The organism is Roseisalinus antarcticus (assembly GCF_900172355.1).
Classification (GTDB): Bacteria; Pseudomonadota; Alphaproteobacteria; order Rhodobacterales; family Rhodobacteraceae; genus Oceanicola; species Oceanicola antarcticus_A.
On sequence record NZ_FWFZ01000018.1, the window covers coordinates 17,424 to 33,795 of the forward strand.

Sequence of the window (16,372 nt, forward strand, 5' to 3'; positions counted from 1 at the left end):
GGAGGTCTCCTCAGACGCTGGCGCCGATGATGCCGAGCAGGACAGATAGCCCGAGCCCGACACCCAGCAACGCGAGGATCAGCGTCAGCGCCGCGCGGGGCAGAGAGCCGAACCGCTGCGCTTCGTTGATGAAATTGACAAGCACCCAGAGCGCGACGGCAAGGGTGGCGATGGCGACGAGGCTGCCCAGCCCGGGCAGGATCAGCGAGACGATGAGTTGCGCCACCTGCAGGACCAGCAGCAGGACCTGCAACCACACCATCAGCGCCAGCGTGTCCGCCAGCGCCCCCTGCCCGCCAAGCATCTGGCCGGTGAAGTGCAGGGCAAAGATCGTGATGACCAGTGATCCGCCGAGGATGACGGCATAGGTGAACGGGGTGATCCGGACGGTGGCCGCCATCGCCTCGGGCGAGGACGGCACCAGGGCCCCCATGATCGCGACCATCAGGACCGAAAGGACCGTAACGAGCACAAGCCCCGTCCACAGCGCGTCCGTGGGCAGCTTGCGCCCCAGGATCAGCCGGGCGACCTGCGCGGGCTGCGTCACCGTATCGCGCAGGAGACGGGCGAGCACCTCGCCCTCGGGGGTCATTGCCATGGGGGCGGGCCTTCCGCTTCGCGCAGACATTGCAGCCAGATCAGGGCAAAGCCCGCCAGCCAGACAAGGCCCAGGATTTCGGCCGGGATGCCCGGCCCGCTGAACCCGCGCACCAGCCCGTAGAGCAGTGCCACCGGCGCGGTGGCCAGCAGCGTCCAGAACAGGGCGAGCCGGGCGGAATACCACGACCCCTGCCCGCCCAGCGGCCGGGCCAGCAGGTGGCTGAGGGCGGCCAGCGCATAGAACACCAGCGGCAGCACCATGACCGACCCGAAAAAGGCGTAGGCGACAAGCTGCACCAGCTCGGGGCTGTCCTGGCCCTGCACCGTCTCGAGCCCTTGTGCCACACGGACCAGCCGGGGCCATTGCGCCACGAACAGCAGGACACAGGCGGTGATCAGATAGGCAAGTGCACGGTCCTCGCGCGGGCCATGGGCCAGCAGGGACCGCATGACCTCGCGCGGGCCGCGCCAGGTGCGCAGGATATCCGCCGTGACCGCCATCAGTGACCGCGCCGCTCCAACCAGGAGGCCAGCCGGGCCCGCAGCGCCTCGGCATATGTCTCGTTCTCGATCTCTTCCAGCGCCTCGGCCACGAAGGCCAGCGTCAGAAGATTGGCCGCCTCGGCCGCCGGGACACCGCGCGATTGCAGGTAGAACATCGCCTCGGCATCGATCGCGCCGGAGGTGGAGCCGTGGGAGCAGGCCACATCATCGGCATAGATCTCAAGCTCGGGCTTGGCGAGGAATTGCGCGTCCTCGTCGAGCAGCAGCGACTGGCTGATCTGGTAGCCGTCGGTCTTCTGTGCGCCCGACTTCACCAGGATCTTGCCCTGGAAGATCCCGGTCGCCCCGTTGCGCAGGACTTTCTTGAACACCTGCCGGCTTTCGCAACGCTGCGCGTCATGGGTGACAAAGACCGTGTCGTCGTGGACGAAATCCTTGCCGTCGCCCAGGCAGGCCCCGGCCACGTGAGCGGTGGCGTCGTCGCCGGTCAGCTCGATCACGCATTCGTTGCGCGTCAGCACGCCGTTCACGGTCAGGGTGAACGCCTTGAACACGCTCTCGCGGCCCAACCGGGCAAAGATCCCGGTCGCCGCCCGCCGTTCGTGATCGCGCCCCTGCGAGCGGATCAGGTGGAACGCGCCGGTGTCGGCGATATCGACCTCCAGCCCCTTCGAGAACCGCGCGGCGGCAGGGCCGTTTTCCAGCAGGGTCAGCTCGGCCCCCTCCTCGACCCGCACGCAATGATGCAGGATCGCGTCCGAGGTTTCGGACTGGTGCAGGTAGACGAGGCTGACCGGCTTGGACGGCTTGCCTGTCACCCGGATCACGACGCCATCGGTGGCGAAGGCCGTGTTGAACGCGGCGAGCGGACGGTGGACCTTTTCGTGGCTGCGGGCCTCGAGCACGCCATAGACGTCGCGGACCCAATGGATGTCCTTGCCCAGCGCATCGGTCAGCCGCTCGATCTCGATCCCTTCAAGGGCGAGGTCGTCAGACGCCTCCGGATCGAAGACGCCGTCCACGAAGACGATCCGCAACCGGTCGATATCGCTGAAGATCGGCGCCTCGCCGGTGTCGAACAGGGCCGCGCGGGGCGGCTCGGCGACGGTCAGAGACGACGGATCGGCAAAGCGCCAGTACTCGTCGCGGCGGTGCGGCAGGCCCATTTCCTGCACCCGCGCCAAGGCTTCGTTGCGGGCGGCCTCCGCCCAACCGGTTGCGGCGGGCAGCGACAAGGTCGAGAGCCGCGCCTCGGTCGTGTCCATCTTCTGCTGTCTGAGGGCTGCGCGTGCCATCGCCATCAGGCCACCTCGCTCAGGATGTCGGCATATCCGTTCTTTTCGACCTCGAGCGCAAGCTCCGGACCGCCGCTCTTGACGATGCGACCGTCGGACATGATGTGCACGACGTCGGGCCGGATGTGATCCAGCAGGCGCTGGTAGTGGGTGATCACCAGGAATGCCCGATCCGGCGACCGCAGCGCGTTCACCCCGTCCGACACCAGCTTCATCGCGTCCACGTCGAGGCCGGAATCGGTCTCGTCCAGGATGCACATCTTCGGCTCCAGCATGGCCATCTGCAGGATTTCGTTGCGCTTTTTCTCACCGCCCGAAAAGCCGACATTGACCGACCGCTTGAGCATGTCGGGGTCGATCTGAAGATCCTTCGCCTTCGCGCGGATCAGCTTGAGGAAATCGGTCGACGACATCTCCTCGTCGCCCCGCGCCTTGCGCTGCGCGTTCACCGCAGTGCGCAGAAAGGTCATGTTGCCCACGCCCGGAATCTCCACCGGGTACTGAAACGCGAGGAACAGGCCGGCGGCCGCGCGCTCTTCGGGGTCCATGCCGAGGATGTCCTCGCCCAGCAGCGTCGCAGAACCGCCGGTCACCTCGTAGCCGTCCCGACCGGACAGGACATAGCTCATCGTCGACTTGCCAGAGCCGTTCGGCCCCATGATCGCGTGGACGGAGCCGGCTTCGACCTTCAGATCCACACCCTTGAGGATCTGCTTGTCTTCTTCCTCGAGCTTGACGTGAAGTCCCTTGATATCCAACATATTTCTCTCCTTTGCAGGGCCCCTCGCGGGGTGCTTGCGCTATCTCTTGTGTTGCAGCAGCCCGACCACGTCGAGCAGCTCTTCATTTCGGATTGCCCGGGGCGTGACCTCGAACCGGACCATGCGGCCCCGCGTCTCGACCCTGTCGGCATAGGTTTCGGCCACGTGATATTCGGGCCTGTCGGTGTAATCGTCGAACAGGACAGTGACCGGCGCGGCGCTGCGGAACAGGCAGGCCAGCAGGCACCCGACCCGAAACCGCCCGTCGATCAGCACAAGGTCCGGTTGCCTGAAACCGGGCCGCTCCCACACTCCCAGCGAGTAGTGCGAGAATTGCCCATATCGCATGTTGTTGACCGGCATGCCCCACTGGCGAACCTTACCGATATCAACCGGCACGATTTCCGGCATGGATACCGGAGGATTTTCGTCAAACCAGCGAACCATCATCGCGGCCCAGTCAGGATCGCTCTCCACCGAGGTGACCGTCTTGTCCGGCATCTCGGACGCCAGAACCGTCGATCCGCCGGACCCGTATTCAAGGATGACCTGCGCAGACGCATAGGCCTCGCGCACCCATGCGCCTTCGGCCTCGGGCAGGGTCAGTTGCGGGCGCTTCACAGCCACGGAGGACGACGCGTCGGTCATCTCACGATCTGCCTTTCCAGCTGCCGAGCGCAGTCTGCGCGAAGAGGCTGCCAAGGCTGCCAGACACGAAACTGATCGCGATGACCCTGCCGCGGGCCAGCATGTCAGTCAGCCAGTCCACGACCATCGCGAAGCCGGCGCAGAGCACGCCGGTCAGAAACGCGGTCCAGAGCACCGACCGGATCATGAGCGCACCGCGATATGGTTCGCGTTCCGGCTGCTGTCCCGGTCGGTGTGCACGACATTGTAGCCATGATCCGCCAGCCAGGTATCGAAAGCGCCCTCGTTGCTCGCATCCACTTCGATCAGCAGGGTCGGCCCGTGCCGGCGGATCAAAGCGTCGAGCCCGTCCAGGACCTTCATCTCCATCCCCTCGACATCGATCTTGATCAGTGTCGGCGTCTCCTCCGCGAACAGCCCGTCGCCCCGCCGGACCTCTAGCACGCCGCCCGTCTCCCGCATCTTGGTCGCCCCGAGGTTGCGGTCGTGCCGCTTCATCCGGTAGCCCCCCGCGTCCACATCCGACAGGCCAACGCCCAGCTTCGAAATGTCGACCACGTCCCCCATCCCGTTGACCAGGATATTGGCCACCAGCGGCGCCAGCGCCAGCGGGTTGGGCTCGGCCACGACCACGCGCTCCGCCTCCAACCGGGTCGCGAAGTAGAGCGCGTGATTGCCGATATTCGCTCCGATATCAATCACATGCGCCCCCGGCCCCACGTAGGCGCCCAGCGCCTCGAGCTCTTCTTGCTCGTAGAAGCGCCCGCGCCGGATTTCCCGCTGGATCGGGTCGCGTTCGAAGTTCAGGCACCAGGTCAGCCCGCCCCAATGCACCATCTCGAACGGCGGAAAGGCCACAGGCCGTCCGCTGGCCAGCGCCTCGATGGCGCGGGCCAGGTCGAAATAGTCAGGCCCCGTGGTTTCGGGGCGAGGCAGCCGGACCGCGTCCATGACAGATCAGCCCACCGAACCTTCGAGGCTGATCGCCACAAGCTGTTGCGCTTCCATGGCAAACTCCATCGGCAGCGCCTGCAGCACTTCCTTGGCGAAGCCGTTGACGATCAGCGCCACGGCCTCTTCCTCGTCCATGCCGCGCTGGCGGCAATAGAACATCTGTTCGTCGTCCACCTTCGAGGTCGTCGCCTCGTGTTCGACGCGGGAGGAGTTGTTCTTGACCTCGATATAGGGAACCGTATGCGCCCCGCACTTGTCGCCGATCAGCAGGCTGTCGCACTGGGTATAATTGCGGCTTTCCGTCGCCTTGGGGTGCATCGACACGAGGCCACGATAGGTGTTCTGCGCATGGCCCGCGCTGATCCCCTTGGACACGATCCGCGACCTGGTGCGCTTGCCCAGGTGGGTCATCTTGGTGCCGGTGTCGGCCTGCTGGTAGTTGTTGGTGATGGCGATTGAATAGAACTCGCCCTGGCTGTCATCGCCGCGCAGGATGCAGGACGGATATTTCCACGTCACCGACGAGCCGGTTTCCACCTGCGTCCACATCACCTTGGCCCGGTCGCCCCGGCAATCCGCACGCTTGGTGACGAAGTTGTAGATGCCACCTTTGCCGTTTTCGTCACCCGGGTACCAATTCTGGACGGTGGAGTATTTCACCTCCGCGTCCTCCTCGACGATGATCTCGACCACCGCCGCGTGCAGTTGCGCCACGTCGCGCATCGGCGCCGTGCAGCCTTCGAGGTAGGACACGTAGGAGCCCTTGTCGGCGATGATCAGCGTCCGCTCGAACTGGCCGGTGTTCTCGGCGTTGATGCGGAAATAGGTCGACAGCTCCATCGGGCAGCGCACCCCTGGCGGGATGTAGACAAAGGACCCGTCCGAGAAGACCGCCGAGTTGAGCGCGGCATAAAAGTTGTCGCCCTGCGGCACGACCGAGCCGAGGTATTTCTTCACCAGCTCCGGATGCTCGCGGATCGCCTCCGAGATAGAGCAGAAGATGACACCGGCCTTCTTCAGCTCCTTCTGAAAGGTCGTGCCCACGGAGACGCTGTCGAACACCGCGTCCACGGCCACCTTGCGCTCGGAATTGTCCTCGGGCGTGGCGATCTCATCGGCGCCCTCGACACCGGCGAGAATCATCTGCTCCTTCAGCGGGATCCCCAGCTTCTTGTAGGTCTCCAGCAGCTTCGGATCGACGTCGTCCAGCGATTGCGGCTTGGTCTCCATGCTTTTGGGCCGGGCATAGTAATACTGGTCCTGGAAATCGATCACCGGGTATTCGACCATCGCCCAGTCCGGCTCTTCCATCTTCAGCCAGCGGGCATAGGCCTGCATCCGCCACTCGGTCATCCACTCCGGCTCTTCGTTCTTCGAAGAGATCAGCGCGACGATGTCCTCGGACAGGCCCTTGGGGGCGTAGTCCATCTCGATGTCGGTGTTCCAGCCGTGCTTGTAGGTGCCGGAGAGCTTGCGGACGGCCTCAACGGTCTCCTCGTCCACGCCTTCCTTGACCTCCGGCGTCGGCATATTGTCCAAAACGGTCATCGTCTCGTCCTTCCTCACGCCGCCCGGGCGCGCTGCTTGTCTCGTGTCCGCGACCAGGCCTGCGCGAATCGCAGCACCTCGTCCTCACTCGTCGTCGGGCCCAGCGACACGCGGATCGCGCTTGCCGCCTCGACCCCGTCCAATCCCATGGCCCGCAGGACCCGGCTCTCTCGCACCTTGCCGCTTGAACAGGCGCTGCCCGCGCTGACCGCAAAGCCCGCAAGGTCCAGCGCCATCACCTGCGTCTCCCCCTTCCAGCCCGGCGTGACCATGCAGGAGGTGTTCGGCAGGCGCGGACCCTCTTTCCCGACAAAAATAGTCTCCGGGCTCGCGGCCTCAATGGCCTTTTCTAGAATATTTCTAAGTTCGGCAACCCGCTCCCAGGTCCCGTCGGCCAGGTCGCGCTGCGCCGCCTTGGCCGCGGCGGCCATTCCGGCGATGCCGATGACGTTCTCCGTACCGGAGCGGCGGCCCATCTCCTGGCCGCCCCCGGGCAGCAGGCCGCGCAGGTCGGTGCCCTCGGGGATGGCCAGGAGGCCGACGCCCTTGGGCCCGCCGAACTTGTGCGCCGACAGCATGAACATCGCCGGCGGCTGCCAGCTGAGCGACACGGCCATCCGCCCGAACAGCTGCACAAGGTCCACCAAAAGGCCCGCCCCGCCCGTCGGCGCGTCCGCGAACGGCTGCACGACACCGGTCTCGCTATTGGCCGCCTGAACCGCCACAAGGTCCTCCGCGTCGGGTCCGAGCGCCGCAAGTGCCGCCAGATCCACCGCGCCTTGGGCTGTTACCGGCAAGACGAGGCCGCCCAACCGCTCGCGCCAGGCCTCTACGCAATCATGCTCCACCGCCGAAGAGATCAGACGCGACCACCCAGCCGACAGGGCCAGCGCCGCCGCCTCGGTCGCCCCCGAGGTAAAGACCAGATCATACCCCTGCGCACCCAGCGCTTCCGAGAGATCCCCCCGCGCCGCCTCGATCAGACCCTTCGCCGCGCGCCCCTCGCCATGGACGGAGGACGGGTTGCCCACGACATCCATCGCGGCAAGCATGGCAGCCCGCGCCTCGGGTCGCAAAGGCGCCGTGGCATTCCAGTCCATGTAGGTCCTCGCGCTCAAGTCATCCCTTTCATCTTGGCCGAAAAACTCCGGGGGTCCGGGGGCAGCGCCCCCGGCCGGTCGCCACGCCTCGCGTGGCGAAACCGCTCATGCGCCCTCATCCACCACCTCGAACAGATGCGGCACCGCGGGGCAGGGCGCCAGCTCGTTGGCCACCACATCCGACAACCGCGTCTGGTGCAGGAACACGTAGACATGCGCCGACAGCCCTTCCCACAGCCGGTTCGTCAGCGATTGCGCCCGCGACCCCGACAACCCGCCAGAGGCGCCCGCACCCTTGTGCATCGCGCTCACGGTCTCGTCGACGGCTCCAAGGACGTCCGACACGCGGATCTCCGCTGCCGGCCGCGCAAGACGGTACCCGCCGCCGGGCCCGCGCACGCTCTCGACCAGCCCCGCCCGGCGCAGCTTCACGAACAGCTGCTCGAGATAGGGCAGCGAGATATCCTGCCGGCGTGAGACCTCGCCCAGCGACACCAGCCCCCCCTGCGGCTGCAGCGCGAGGTCGGTCAGCGCGGCCATGGCATAGCGACCCTTGGTGCTCAGCTTCATCCACGCCTCCACGTCGAGGCCGGGCCACGCGCCATTGACGCCGCCTGCCCGCCTGTTTACTTGGCTGATACTCCCGCAAGCGCGGGAACTTTAGAATTCTTCTAAGGTGCCCAAGCAAATCTGTCAAGATTGACTCCGGTTCGCGCGAGGCCCCCTGACGAAAGGCGTATCATGCCCGAGGTTATCTTCCCCGGCCCCGAAGGCCGGCTCGAAGGCCGCTACCATCCGCAACGGGAGCGTGACGCGCCCATCGCCATCATCCTGCATCCGCACCCGCAGTTCGGCGGCACGATGAACAACCGCGTCGTCTACAACCTGCACTACACGTTCTACAACATGGGCTTCACCGTACTGCGGTTCAATTTCCGTGGCGTGGGCCGCAGCCAGGGCGAATACGACCAGGGCATCGGAGAGCTTTCTGACGCGGCCTCGGCGCTCGACTACCTGCAGTCCATGAACCCCAACGCCAAGCATTGCTGGGTCGCGGGCTTTTCCTTCGGCGCATGGATCGGGATGCAGCTTCTGATGCGGCGGCCCGAGATCACCGGGTTCATCTCTGTCTCGCCGCCGGCCAACATGTACGACTTCTCGTTCCTGGCCCCCTGCCCCTCGTCCGGCCTCGTCATCAACGGCACCGCCGACCGGGTAGCCCCGCCGCAGGATACCGTGAACCTCGTGAACAAGCTGCACGAGCAGAAGGGCATCACCATCACCCACGAGCAGATCGAGGGGGCGGGCCATTTCTTCGAGGATCCGCATATGGAGACGATGATCGACAACGTCGGCGGCTACGTCCGCCGCCGCCTGACAGAGACCACGCGCTGAGGGCCCGCCGCATGGGGATCACAGAAGACATCGCCGACGACCTCGCCCGCGAGACCATCGACGCCATGGACAAGCTGGGCGACGACCGCCTGTTCGAAGAGATCGCCAAGTCCATCGGCGCCTCGTCGCAAACCACCGAAGAGGCGTTCCTGACCGCGATCCGGGTCCGGCTCGCCGAACGCCGCGCCCGCAAACTCCTGGCCGAGCGGCTGGCAGCGGGATCGTCCTGACCCATGGCCGCGCCGCAACAGGCTGACCTGTTCCTGGTGCCGCTGCTCGACGGGGGCGATGCCCTCGGACAGGTCCTGGAGTGTGACGCACGAGATCGGGTCCGTCTGCTCCTGACACTCTCGCGCGACACCGCGCCGCGGCGGATCCAGCTGCCGGAGGTCGTAGCGACGCTGACGACCCTGCCCGAGCCCTTCCGCACCGGCCACTGGCGGGTGATCGGCTATGACACTCTGCCGACGGGTCCGGCGCTGAAACCGCCCCTCTTCGACCCGGAGCCGACCGACCCCGCCATCGTCGAGGCCTTCCTCAACGCCTGTCACGGCCTCTATCCGTGGGACGGGTTTCCCGATGCGGAGGTCTTTTCGAAGATGCTCCTGGAAGGCGTGGCGCTGCCGCCGGCCCGCACCCTTCGCGACGCCTGACCGGGCGCCGGGCCGCGACATACGCAACCGAACGGGCTTGGCCCGGCGGCCCCGGGGCTGTAGGTCAGGATCATGTCAGAACGGCTTGCGGCCCAGCTGGGCTTTCTCATCGAAGCGGACAAGTTGAAGCGGATCGCCCGCGCGAACGTGTTGATGGACGGCAGCCGGCGCGAGAACAGCGCCGAGCATTCCTGGCACCTCGCGCTCTGGGCGATGATCTTCGAGGACGAGGCCGCAGGCGCCGACATGGACCGCGTCCTGCCCATGTGCCTGGTCCATGACCTGCTCGAAATCGACTCGGGCGATCACCCCGACCACCTCGACCACCCCGCCGGCGAGGTTGCCGACCGCGACGCCCGGGCGACCGCGAGGCACTTCGGGCTGCTTCCCGCCGACCAGGGTTCCGGGCTGCGCGCGCTGTGGGAAGAGTTCGAGGCGGGCGAGACCCCCGAGGCGCGATTCGTGCGCCGCCTCGACCACGCCCAGCCCGTGCTGCAGGAACTGGGCAATCCAGCCCAGACCGACTCGGATCGCGACGTTCTGCGCGGCCTGCTGACGACCGGGCGCACCGCCGCGCTTCATGAAAGCTGGCCGGACCTGCACCGCCACGCCATGGCCCTGCTGGACCGGAACGGCGCCCGCCCGCCAGAGCCCCTGGCCGCGCGGCTGCGGTTTCTGGCCGAGGCGGACAGGCTCAAGACCATTCTGCGGGGCACGACGATCTTCGACGGCAGCCGGCGCGAGAATAGCGCCGAGCATTCCTGGCACCTCGCCCTCTTCGCCCATCTGCTGGGAGAGCATGCAGCACGCCCCGCCGACACCCGGCGCGCCCTGCGGATGCTGGTTCTGCACGACCTGGTCGAGATCGACGCGGGCGATGCGCCGATCCACGGCGACCATGATCCCGCCGAGCAGGAGGCCAAGGAACAGCGGGCCGCGGACCGCCTCTATGGCCTGCTGCCCGGTGATCAGGGCCAGGCCCTGCGCCGCCTGTGGGACGAGTTCGAGGCCGCCGAGACCGACGATGCCGTCTTTGCCAAGAGCATCGACAGGGTGCAGCCGGTGATGGCCAACCTCGAATGCGGCGGCGGCACCTGGATCAGCTACGCGGTGGACCGCGAAAAGCTGGACCGCCGGGTCGGCGACAAGGTCCGCCGTGGCGCCCCGGCCTTGTGGCAGGCGCTGACGCCCCGCATCGACGCCTGGTTCGCCGCGGCATGAGGACGACATGAGCAAACCGCCCTCGCGTCTCGATCAAGGCATCGCGGCGCAGGTGCGGGCGCTTCTCGACGGGCCGATCACCCGGCAGGTCCTCAACATCGCGCTGCGCGTCCTGGCCAAGTGGCGTGCGCGTCTGATCGAGAACACTCTGACCGCCAGACAGGGGCGCATCGTCGCCGGCGGCCCGTTTGCCGGGCTGAACTATACCGTGGGCTCGGCCGAGGGGGCGCTGCTGCCACGGCTGCTTGGCTGCTACGAGGCGACCATCGCCCCGGTGATCGAAGAGATCGCGACACGGAACTACGGGCTGGTGATCGACGTTGGCGCGGCCGAGGGCTATTACGCAGTGGGCCTCGCCATGCGGATGCCGGGCGTGCAGGTCTGGGCCCGCGACAGCAACGCGATCGCCCTCGAACGCTGCCGCAAGCTGGCCGCCGACAACGGAGTCGCGGACCGGGTGACGACCGGCGGCATCGTCACCCATGACGACCTGGCGGTCTGCGCAGAGGCCCGGACCCTGCTGATCTGCGACATCGAAGGCGCCGAAGAGCATCTGCTGGACCTGCTTCGCGCCCCCGCGCTGGCCCGGGCCGATATCCTGGTCGAATGCCACGATTCCTTGCAACGGAGCCTCAGCACAAAGCTGGCGGCGCGCTTTGCCTCGACCCACGAGGTCTCGCGCTATGACCGCGAGATCCGCCCCGACGCCCTGCCCGACTGGAGCGAGGAGATGTCGGACCTGGACCGCCTGCTGTTCCTGTGGGAGTGGCGGGCGGGCTCTACCCCCTGGCTCTGGATGCAGGCGCGGCGCTGATCGCGCCCATGCCGCACGAATAACCGGCAGAACCACGCATCGGCTCAGGAAATTTTCGTATACCCTTGTATACCTTCTTCACGGCGCCGTCCCGATGGGCTAGTCCGCCCGGGACTCCACCGCGCGAACCAGAGGCACCCCCATGACAAAGATCAAGGTTGAGAACCCGATCGTCGAGCTCGACGGCGACGAGATGACCCGGATCATCTGGGACTTCATCAAAAAAAAGCTGATCCTGCCCTATCTCGACATCGACCTGCTCTATTACGATCTCAGCATCGAGGAGCGTGACCGCACCGATGACCAGGTCACGGTCGATGCGGCCAACAAGATCAAGGAAATCGGCGTCGGCGTGAAATGCGCCACGATCACGCCCGACGAGGCGCGGGTCGAGGAGTTCGGCCTCAAACGCATGTATCGCTCGCCCAACGGAACGATCCGAAACATCCTGGGCGGCGTGATCTTTCGCGAGCCGATCATCTGCAAGAACGTGCCGCGCCTGGTGCCCGGCTGGACCAAGCCCATCGTGATCGGCCGCCACGCCTACGGCGACCAGTACCGCGCGACCGACTTCCACTTTCCCGGGCCGGGCAAGCTGACGATGAAATTCGTGGGCGAGGATGGCGCGGTGATCGAGCGCGAGGTGTTCGATGCCCCCGCCGCCGGCGTCGCCATGGGGATGTATAACCTCGACGACAGCATCTACGATTTCGCCCGTGCCTCGTTGAATTATGGTCTGGACCGGGGGTTGCCGGTCTATCTCTCGACCAAGAACACTATCCTCAAGGCCTATGACGGCCGCTTCCTCGAGATCTTTCAGGAGGTCTACGAGGCGGAATTCGCCGAGGCCTTCAAGGAGAAGAAGATCTGGTACGAGCACCGGCTGATCGACGACATGGTCGCCTCGGCGCTGAAATGGTCGGGCGGTTATGTCTGGGCCTGCAAGAACTACGACGGCGACGTGCAGTCGGACACGGTCGCGCAGGGCTTCGGCTCTCTCGGCCTGATGACCTCGCAGCTGATGACGCCGGACGGCAAGATCGTCGAGGCCGAGGCCGCCCACGGCACCGTCACCCGTCACTATCGCCAGCACCAGAAAGGCGAGCAGACCTCGACCAATTCCGTGGCGTCGATCTATGCTTGGACGGGCGGCCTCAGGCACCGGGCCAAGCTGGACGGCAACACCGCGCTCGCCAACTTTGCCGAGACGCTGGAACGCGTGATCGTCAAGACCGTCGAAAGCGGTTTCATGACCAAGGACCTGGCGCTGCTGGTGGGGCCGGACCAGGGGTGGCTGACCACGATGGGGTTCCTGGAAAAGATCGACGAGAACCTCGGCAAGGCGCTCGCGGGCTGACCATCCGGCGCGTCCGCGGCCGTTTCAGCAAACTTCGGTGCAGCCGTCGGCCCAGAGAAGATTGTAATGGCCGCGGATCGCGATGTTCAGTTCCCGGCTGATGCTGTGGCCATTGAAGCGGAGGCCCTCTTCGCTGGCGAAATCGGCGATCGCGTTGCGGGTCCGGACCGTGATCAACCCGTCGATCGGGCCCACATCATAGCCCGAGGTCGCCAGCCCGACCTGGATCTCGATGGGGCGCAGCAGCCGGTTGGTGATCGGACCGTTCAGGTCGTCCAACACCTGCTCGACCTCCTGCGCGGCGGAAATCGCGGGCCCAAGGCCTCCCGTGACCAGGGCCAGGATCAAGGCCAAACGTTTCATTCGCGGTCTCCCCGTATTTGGAGCGGGACCTTGTCCGATGCTTCGCGCCATGGCAAGCCGCAGTCTCGCCGTTGACAGGTCAGGATGGCTGTCCTAGTTTCTGCAGATGCGAAAGGACCTGCCAAACTCGGTGAAGCACACCGTCCTCGACGATGTCCAGGGGCTCGGCCTCGGCATCTTCCTGTGCGGTTTCGGACTGACGGTGCTGACGAACGTGGGCCTCATCACCGGTCAGACGGCGGGCATCGCGGTGATGATCAGCTATCTCTCCGGCTGGTCCTTCGGCATCGTGTTCTTTCTGGTGAACCTGCCGTTCTACGTGCTGGCCTACCGGCGGCTCGGGCTTGAATTCACGGTCAAGTCCCTGATTTCCGTGACCCTTCTGTCGGTCACGACCGAGCTGATCCGCATGTACTGGGACGTGGGCAGCCTGCATCCGGCCCTCGGCGCGATGATCTTCGGCGCCACGACCGGCATCGGCCTGCTGGCCATGTTCCGGCACAACGGCTCGCTCGGCGGTCTGGGGATCGTGGCGCTGCTGATCCAGGACACGACCGGCTTCAAGGCGGGGTATGTGCAGTTGATCGCCGACGCGATCATCTTCACCGTGGGGTTCCTGCTGTTCCCGGCCCATGTGATCCTGTGGTCCCTGCTCGGCGCGATCGTGTTGAACATGATCATCGCCTTCAACCACCGGCGCGACCGCTACATCGCCACTTGAGGCGGCGCAGGTGCCGGGCTAAGCCACCGTCATGCATTACCTTTACCTGTTCTTCGCAATCCTGGCCGAAACCATCGGCACGACCGCCCTGCAGGCTTCGCAGCAGTTCACCAGGGCCGGTCCGGCCGTGGTGGTGGTCGTCGCCTACGGCGCGTCGTTCTACCTGATGGCGCTGGCGCTGAAGGTCATGCCGGTCGGGATCGTCTATGCGATCTGGTCCGGGCTCGGCATCGTGTTCATCGCAATGATCGGCTATGTCGTCTTCGGCCAGGTGCTCGACACGGCGGCGGTGCTGGGCCTGGCGCTGATTCTCGCCGGAATCCTCGTGATTCACCTCTTCTCCGGATCTACAACACACTAGCACTAGCTTTTGCTGCGATTGCACGGTATGGGCCGCGCAATCCCTTTCAAAGGCAGTCTCATGGACCTTCGCAATATCGCGATTATCGCTCACGTTGACCACGGCAAAACGACGCTGGTGGACGAACTTCTCAAGCAATCCGGTGCGTTCCGCGAAAATCAGTCCGTGGCAGAGCGGGCCATGGACAGCAACGACCTCGAGCGCGAGCGCGGGATCACGATTCTGGCCAAGTGCACCTCGGTCGAATGGCAGGGCGTGCGAATCAACATCGTCGACACCCCCGGCCACGCCGATTTCGGCGGCGAGGTGGAACGTATCCTGTCGATGGTCGACGGGGTCGTCCTGCTGGTGGATGCCGCCGAAGGGCCGATGCCGCAGACCAAGTTCGTGACCTCCAAGGCGCTGGCCCTCGGCCTGCGCCCGATCGTGGTGCTCAACAAGGTCGACAAGCCGGACGCAGAGCCGGACCGCGCCCTGGACGAGGTGTTCGACCTGTTCGCCAGCCTCGACGCGGATGACGACCAGCTGGACTTTCCCCACCTCTATGCCTCCGGCCGGAACGGCTGGTGCGACGACGAGCTGGACGGCCCGCGCGAGACGCTGGACGCGCTGTTCAGGAAGATCGTCGATCATGTGCCCTCGCCCAAGCAGCAGGACCATGCCCACGAGGAATTCCGCATGCTGGCCACCACGCTGGGCGCGGACGCCTTCGTCGGCCGCTTGCTGACGGGGCGCGTCGAATCCGGCCGCCTCAAGGTCGGCACCACGGTTCAGGCCCTCAGCCGCGACCACAAGAAGCTGGAGCAATTCCGCGTCACCCGTATCCAGGCGTTCCGCGGCCTTGGTCCGCAGGACATCGACGAAGCCATTGCCGGCGACATCGTCAGCCTTGCCGGCATGTCCAAGGCCACCGTCGCCGACACGATCTGCGCCACCTCCGTGACCGAGGCGCTGCCGGCCCAGCCGATCGACCCGCCGACCATCACCGTGACCTTCGGGATCAACGACAGCCCCCTCGCGGGCCGTGACGGCAAGAAGGTGCAAAGCCGCGTGATCCGCGACCGCCTGATGAAGGAGGCTGAATCCAACGTCGCCATCAAGGTCTCCGACACCCCCGGCGGCGAGGCCTTCGAGGTTGCCGGCCGCGGCGAATTGCAGATGGGCGTGCTGATCGAGAACATGCGCCGCGAGGGGTTCGAGCTGTCGATCTCGCGCCCGCAGGTGCTGATGCGCGATATCGACGGCCAGCGAATGGAGCCGATCGAAGAGGCGACCATCGACGTCGACGATGAGTATTCCGGCGCCGTGATCGAAAAGATCACTGGCCCCCGCAAGGGTGAATTGGTCGAGATGAAGCCCGCCGGTGCCGGCAAGACCCGTATCATCGCACATGTTCCCTCGCGCGGGCTCATCGGCTATCACGGCGAATTTCTGACCGACACGCGTGGCACGGGCGTCCTCAACCGCGTGTTCCACGGCTGGGCGCCTTTCAAGGGCACCATCCAGGGCCGTCGCCAAGGCGTGCTGATCTCGATGGAAAACGGGGTGTCCGTGGCCTACGCGCTGTGGAAGCTGGAGGATCGCGGCAAGTTCTTCATCGGCGCACAGGAGGCCGTCTATACCGGCATGATCCTGGGCGAGCACAGCCGCGACAACGACCTCGAGATCAACCCGCTGAAGGGCAAGCAGCTGACCAACGTGCGCGCAAGCGGAACGGACGAAGCCGTCCGCCTGACCACGCCGGTGACCATGACCCTGGAGCAGGCAATCGCGTATATCGACGATGACGAGCTGGTCGAGGTTACGCCGAAGTCCATCCGCCTGCGCAAGCGGTTCCTCGACCCGCACGAGCGCAAGCGGCAATCGAGAGCCGCCAGCTGATCCAGCCCGGCGTCCGGCCGGCACGACCACAAGAAAACAGCGCCCCCGTATCACGAGGGCTCTTCCCGATATCTGGGACACAACTCCAACGGCTGCCGAGAGAAATCTCGGCAGCCGTTCGATCTTGAGGTAACCTGCGGGCGGCACTGACCCGACGAGCCCTGGAAGAGACGGTTCAACCCGTCTCGACCTTCAT

At 65.7% G+C, this 16,372-nt stretch carries 20 protein-coding genes; 9 read left to right on the plus strand and 11 right to left on the minus strand.

Features of this window, described 5'->3' with window-relative positions; translation table 11 throughout:
• Nucleotides 1-10: 10 nt before the first annotated feature.
• The 10 genes from ROA7023_RS15130 to iscR all read right to left on the minus strand — a co-directional run bounded on the left by ROA7023_RS15130 (nt 11) and on the right by iscR (nt 7,980).
• Entirely contained in the window at nt 11-598 is a 588-nt protein-coding gene (locus ROA7023_RS15130; protein ID WP_159458543.1) for a YIP1 family protein, read from the minus strand.
• The gene (locus ROA7023_RS15135; protein ID WP_085879882.1) at nt 589-1,101 is read right to left on the minus strand and encodes a hypothetical protein; all 513 of its coding nucleotides are present in this window, start codon (nt 1,099-1,101) and stop codon (nt 589-591) included. The genes ROA7023_RS15130 and ROA7023_RS15135 overlap by 10 nt, the downstream gene beginning before the upstream one ends.
• A complete protein-coding gene (locus ROA7023_RS15140) occupies nt 1,101-2,399 on the minus strand; it encodes a SufB/SufD family protein (RefSeq protein WP_085879943.1) in 1,299 nt (432 codons plus the stop codon). Before ROA7023_RS15140 ends, ROA7023_RS15135 begins: the two co-directional genes overlap by 1 nt.
• Before the next feature lie 5 nt (nt 2,400-2,404).
• Complete coding sequence (gene sufC, locus ROA7023_RS15145; protein WP_085879883.1) at nt 2,405-3,160, minus strand: Fe-S cluster assembly ATPase SufC; 756 nt, start codon at nt 3,158-3,160, stop codon at nt 2,405-2,407.
• 39 nt (nt 3,161-3,199) lie between these two features.
• Nucleotides 3,200-3,808, minus strand: coding sequence for a hypothetical protein (locus ROA7023_RS15150; protein ID WP_085879884.1), 609 nt, complete (start codon nt 3,806-3,808; stop codon nt 3,200-3,202).
• A gap of 1 nt (nt 3,809) precedes the next feature.
• Entirely contained in the window at nt 3,810-3,995 is a 186-nt protein-coding gene (locus ROA7023_RS15155) for a hypothetical protein (RefSeq protein WP_085879885.1), read from the minus strand.
• A complete protein-coding gene (locus ROA7023_RS15160; RefSeq protein ID WP_085879886.1) occupies nt 3,992-4,759 on the minus strand; it encodes an FkbM family methyltransferase in 768 nt (255 codons plus the stop codon). Before ROA7023_RS15160 ends, ROA7023_RS15155 begins: the two co-directional genes overlap by 4 nt.
• A gap of 6 nt (nt 4,760-4,765) precedes the next feature.
• A complete protein-coding gene (gene sufB / locus ROA7023_RS15165; RefSeq protein WP_085879887.1) occupies nt 4,766-6,310 on the minus strand; it encodes a Fe-S cluster assembly protein SufB in 1,545 nt (514 codons plus the stop codon).
• Nucleotides 6,311-6,324: 14 nt separating this feature from the next.
• A complete protein-coding gene (locus ROA7023_RS15170; protein ID WP_085879888.1) occupies nt 6,325-7,410 on the minus strand; it encodes a cysteine desulfurase family protein in 1,086 nt (361 codons plus the stop codon).
• 105 nt (nt 7,411-7,515) lie between these two features.
• Nucleotides 7,516-7,980, minus strand: a complete 465-nt coding sequence (gene iscR / locus ROA7023_RS15175) for a Fe-S cluster assembly transcriptional regulator IscR (protein ID WP_085879889.1) — start codon at nt 7,978-7,980, stop codon at nt 7,516-7,518.
• 171 nt (nt 7,981-8,151) lie between these two features.
• Here iscR and ROA7023_RS15180 point away from each other — a divergent pair, with 171 nt between their 5' ends.
• The 6 genes from ROA7023_RS15180 (at nt 8,152) to ROA7023_RS15205 (ending at nt 12,850) form a co-directional block, all read left to right on the plus strand.
• Entirely contained in the window at nt 8,152-8,805 is a 654-nt protein-coding gene (locus ROA7023_RS15180) for an alpha/beta hydrolase (RefSeq protein WP_085879890.1), read from the plus strand.
• A gap of 11 nt (nt 8,806-8,816) precedes the next feature.
• Nucleotides 8,817-9,035 (plus strand): hypothetical protein, encoded by a 219-nt coding sequence (locus tag ROA7023_RS15185; RefSeq protein ID WP_085879891.1) that lies wholly within the window; start codon nt 8,817-8,819, stop codon nt 9,033-9,035.
• A 3-nt stretch (nt 9,036-9,038) separates the two neighbouring features.
• A complete protein-coding gene (locus ROA7023_RS15190; RefSeq protein WP_085879892.1) occupies nt 9,039-9,458 on the plus strand; it encodes a hypothetical protein in 420 nt (139 codons plus the stop codon).
• Between the two features lie 72 nt (nt 9,459-9,530).
• A complete protein-coding gene (locus ROA7023_RS15195) occupies nt 9,531-10,679 on the plus strand; it encodes an HD domain-containing protein (RefSeq protein ID WP_085879893.1) in 1,149 nt (382 codons plus the stop codon).
• 7 nt (nt 10,680-10,686) lie between these two features.
• On the plus strand, nt 10,687-11,493 hold the full coding sequence (locus tag ROA7023_RS15200) for a class I SAM-dependent methyltransferase (RefSeq protein ID WP_085879894.1): 807 nt from the start codon (nt 10,687-10,689) through the stop codon (nt 11,491-11,493).
• A gap of 142 nt (nt 11,494-11,635) precedes the next feature.
• Nucleotides 11,636-12,850 carry an NADP-dependent isocitrate dehydrogenase gene (locus tag ROA7023_RS15205; RefSeq protein WP_085879895.1) on the plus strand — a complete coding sequence of 405 codons (1,215 nt, stop codon included), beginning with the start codon at nt 11,636-11,638 and terminating at the stop codon, nt 12,848-12,850.
• A 24-nt stretch (nt 12,851-12,874) separates the two neighbouring features.
• On the opposite strand, the gene ROA7023_RS15210 is transcribed toward ROA7023_RS15205, so the two are convergent.
• Nucleotides 12,875-13,213 (minus strand): peptidoglycan-binding domain-containing protein, encoded by a 339-nt coding sequence (locus tag ROA7023_RS15210; RefSeq protein WP_143535579.1) that lies wholly within the window; start codon nt 13,211-13,213, stop codon nt 12,875-12,877.
• 106 nt (nt 13,214-13,319) lie between these two features.
• Between ROA7023_RS15210 and ROA7023_RS15215 the strand changes: the two genes are divergently transcribed.
• Genes ROA7023_RS15215 through typA form a run of 3 tightly spaced genes read left to right on the plus strand, consistent with a single transcriptional unit; the run spans nt 13,320 to nt 16,176 of the window.
• Nucleotides 13,320-13,934: a YitT family protein gene (locus tag ROA7023_RS15215; protein ID WP_085879897.1), complete on the plus strand. Its 615-nt coding sequence runs from the start codon at nt 13,320-13,322 to the stop codon at nt 13,932-13,934.
• 31 nt (nt 13,935-13,965) lie between these two features.
• Entirely contained in the window at nt 13,966-14,295 is a 330-nt protein-coding gene (locus ROA7023_RS15220; protein WP_085879898.1) for a DMT family transporter, read from the plus strand.
• 60 nt (nt 14,296-14,355) lie between these two features.
• Nucleotides 14,356-16,176, plus strand: coding sequence for a translational GTPase TypA (gene typA / locus ROA7023_RS15225; RefSeq protein WP_085879899.1), 1,821 nt, complete (start codon nt 14,356-14,358; stop codon nt 16,174-16,176).
• Nucleotides 16,177-16,372: the final 196 nt, after the last annotated feature.

Excerpts from the sequence above, each read along its gene's own strand:
- ROA7023_RS15200 (WP_085879894.1), top strand. The coding sequence starts at position 10,687 with ATGAGCAAACCGCCCTCGCGTCTCGATCAAGGCATCGCGGCGCAGGTG.
- ROA7023_RS15170 (WP_085879888.1), bottom strand. The coding sequence starts at position 7,410 with ATGGACTGGAATGCCACGGCGCCTTTGCGACCCGAGGCGCGGGCTGCC.
- ROA7023_RS15140 (WP_085879943.1), bottom strand. The coding sequence starts at position 2,399 with ATGGCACGCGCAGCCCTCAGACAGCAGAAGATGGACACGACCGAGGCG.
- ROA7023_RS15220 (WP_085879898.1), top strand. The coding sequence starts at position 13,966 with ATGCATTACCTTTACCTGTTCTTCGCAATCCTGGCCGAAACCATCGGC.
- ROA7023_RS15155 (WP_085879885.1), bottom strand. The coding sequence starts at position 3,995 with ATGATCCGGTCGGTGCTCTGGACCGCGTTTCTGACCGGCGTGCTCTGC.
- iscR (WP_085879889.1), bottom strand. The coding sequence starts at position 7,980 with ATGAAGCTGAGCACCAAGGGTCGCTATGCCATGGCCGCGCTGACCGAC.
- typA (WP_085879899.1), top strand. The coding sequence starts at position 14,356 with ATGGACCTTCGCAATATCGCGATTATCGCTCACGTTGACCACGGCAAA.
- ROA7023_RS15190 (WP_085879892.1), top strand. The coding sequence starts at position 9,039 with ATGGCCGCGCCGCAACAGGCTGACCTGTTCCTGGTGCCGCTGCTCGAC.
- ROA7023_RS15185 (WP_085879891.1), top strand. The coding sequence starts at position 8,817 with ATGGGGATCACAGAAGACATCGCCGACGACCTCGCCCGCGAGACCATC.
- ROA7023_RS15160 (WP_085879886.1), bottom strand. The coding sequence starts at position 4,759 with ATGGACGCGGTCCGGCTGCCTCGCCCCGAAACCACGGGGCCTGACTAT.
- ROA7023_RS15135 (WP_085879882.1), bottom strand. The coding sequence starts at position 1,101 with ATGGCGGTCACGGCGGATATCCTGCGCACCTGGCGCGGCCCGCGCGAG.
- ROA7023_RS15195 (WP_085879893.1), top strand. The coding sequence starts at position 9,531 with ATGTCAGAACGGCTTGCGGCCCAGCTGGGCTTTCTCATCGAAGCGGAC.
- ROA7023_RS15130 (WP_159458543.1), bottom strand. The coding sequence starts at position 598 with ATGGCAATGACCCCCGAGGGCGAGGTGCTCGCCCGTCTCCTGCGCGAT.
- sufB (WP_085879887.1), bottom strand. The coding sequence starts at position 6,310 with ATGACCGTTTTGGACAATATGCCGACGCCGGAGGTCAAGGAAGGCGTG.
- ROA7023_RS15180 (WP_085879890.1), top strand. The coding sequence starts at position 8,152 with ATGCCCGAGGTTATCTTCCCCGGCCCCGAAGGCCGGCTCGAAGGCCGC.
- ROA7023_RS15215 (WP_085879897.1), top strand. The coding sequence starts at position 13,320 with ATGCGAAAGGACCTGCCAAACTCGGTGAAGCACACCGTCCTCGACGAT.
- ROA7023_RS15150 (WP_085879884.1), bottom strand. The coding sequence starts at position 3,808 with ATGACCGACGCGTCGTCCTCCGTGGCTGTGAAGCGCCCGCAACTGACC.
- sufC (WP_085879883.1), bottom strand. The coding sequence starts at position 3,160 with ATGTTGGATATCAAGGGACTTCACGTCAAGCTCGAGGAAGAAGACAAG.
- ROA7023_RS15205 (WP_085879895.1), top strand. The coding sequence starts at position 11,636 with ATGACAAAGATCAAGGTTGAGAACCCGATCGTCGAGCTCGACGGCGAC.
- ROA7023_RS15210 (WP_143535579.1), bottom strand. The coding sequence starts at position 13,213 with ATGAAACGTTTGGCCTTGATCCTGGCCCTGGTCACGGGAGGCCTTGGG.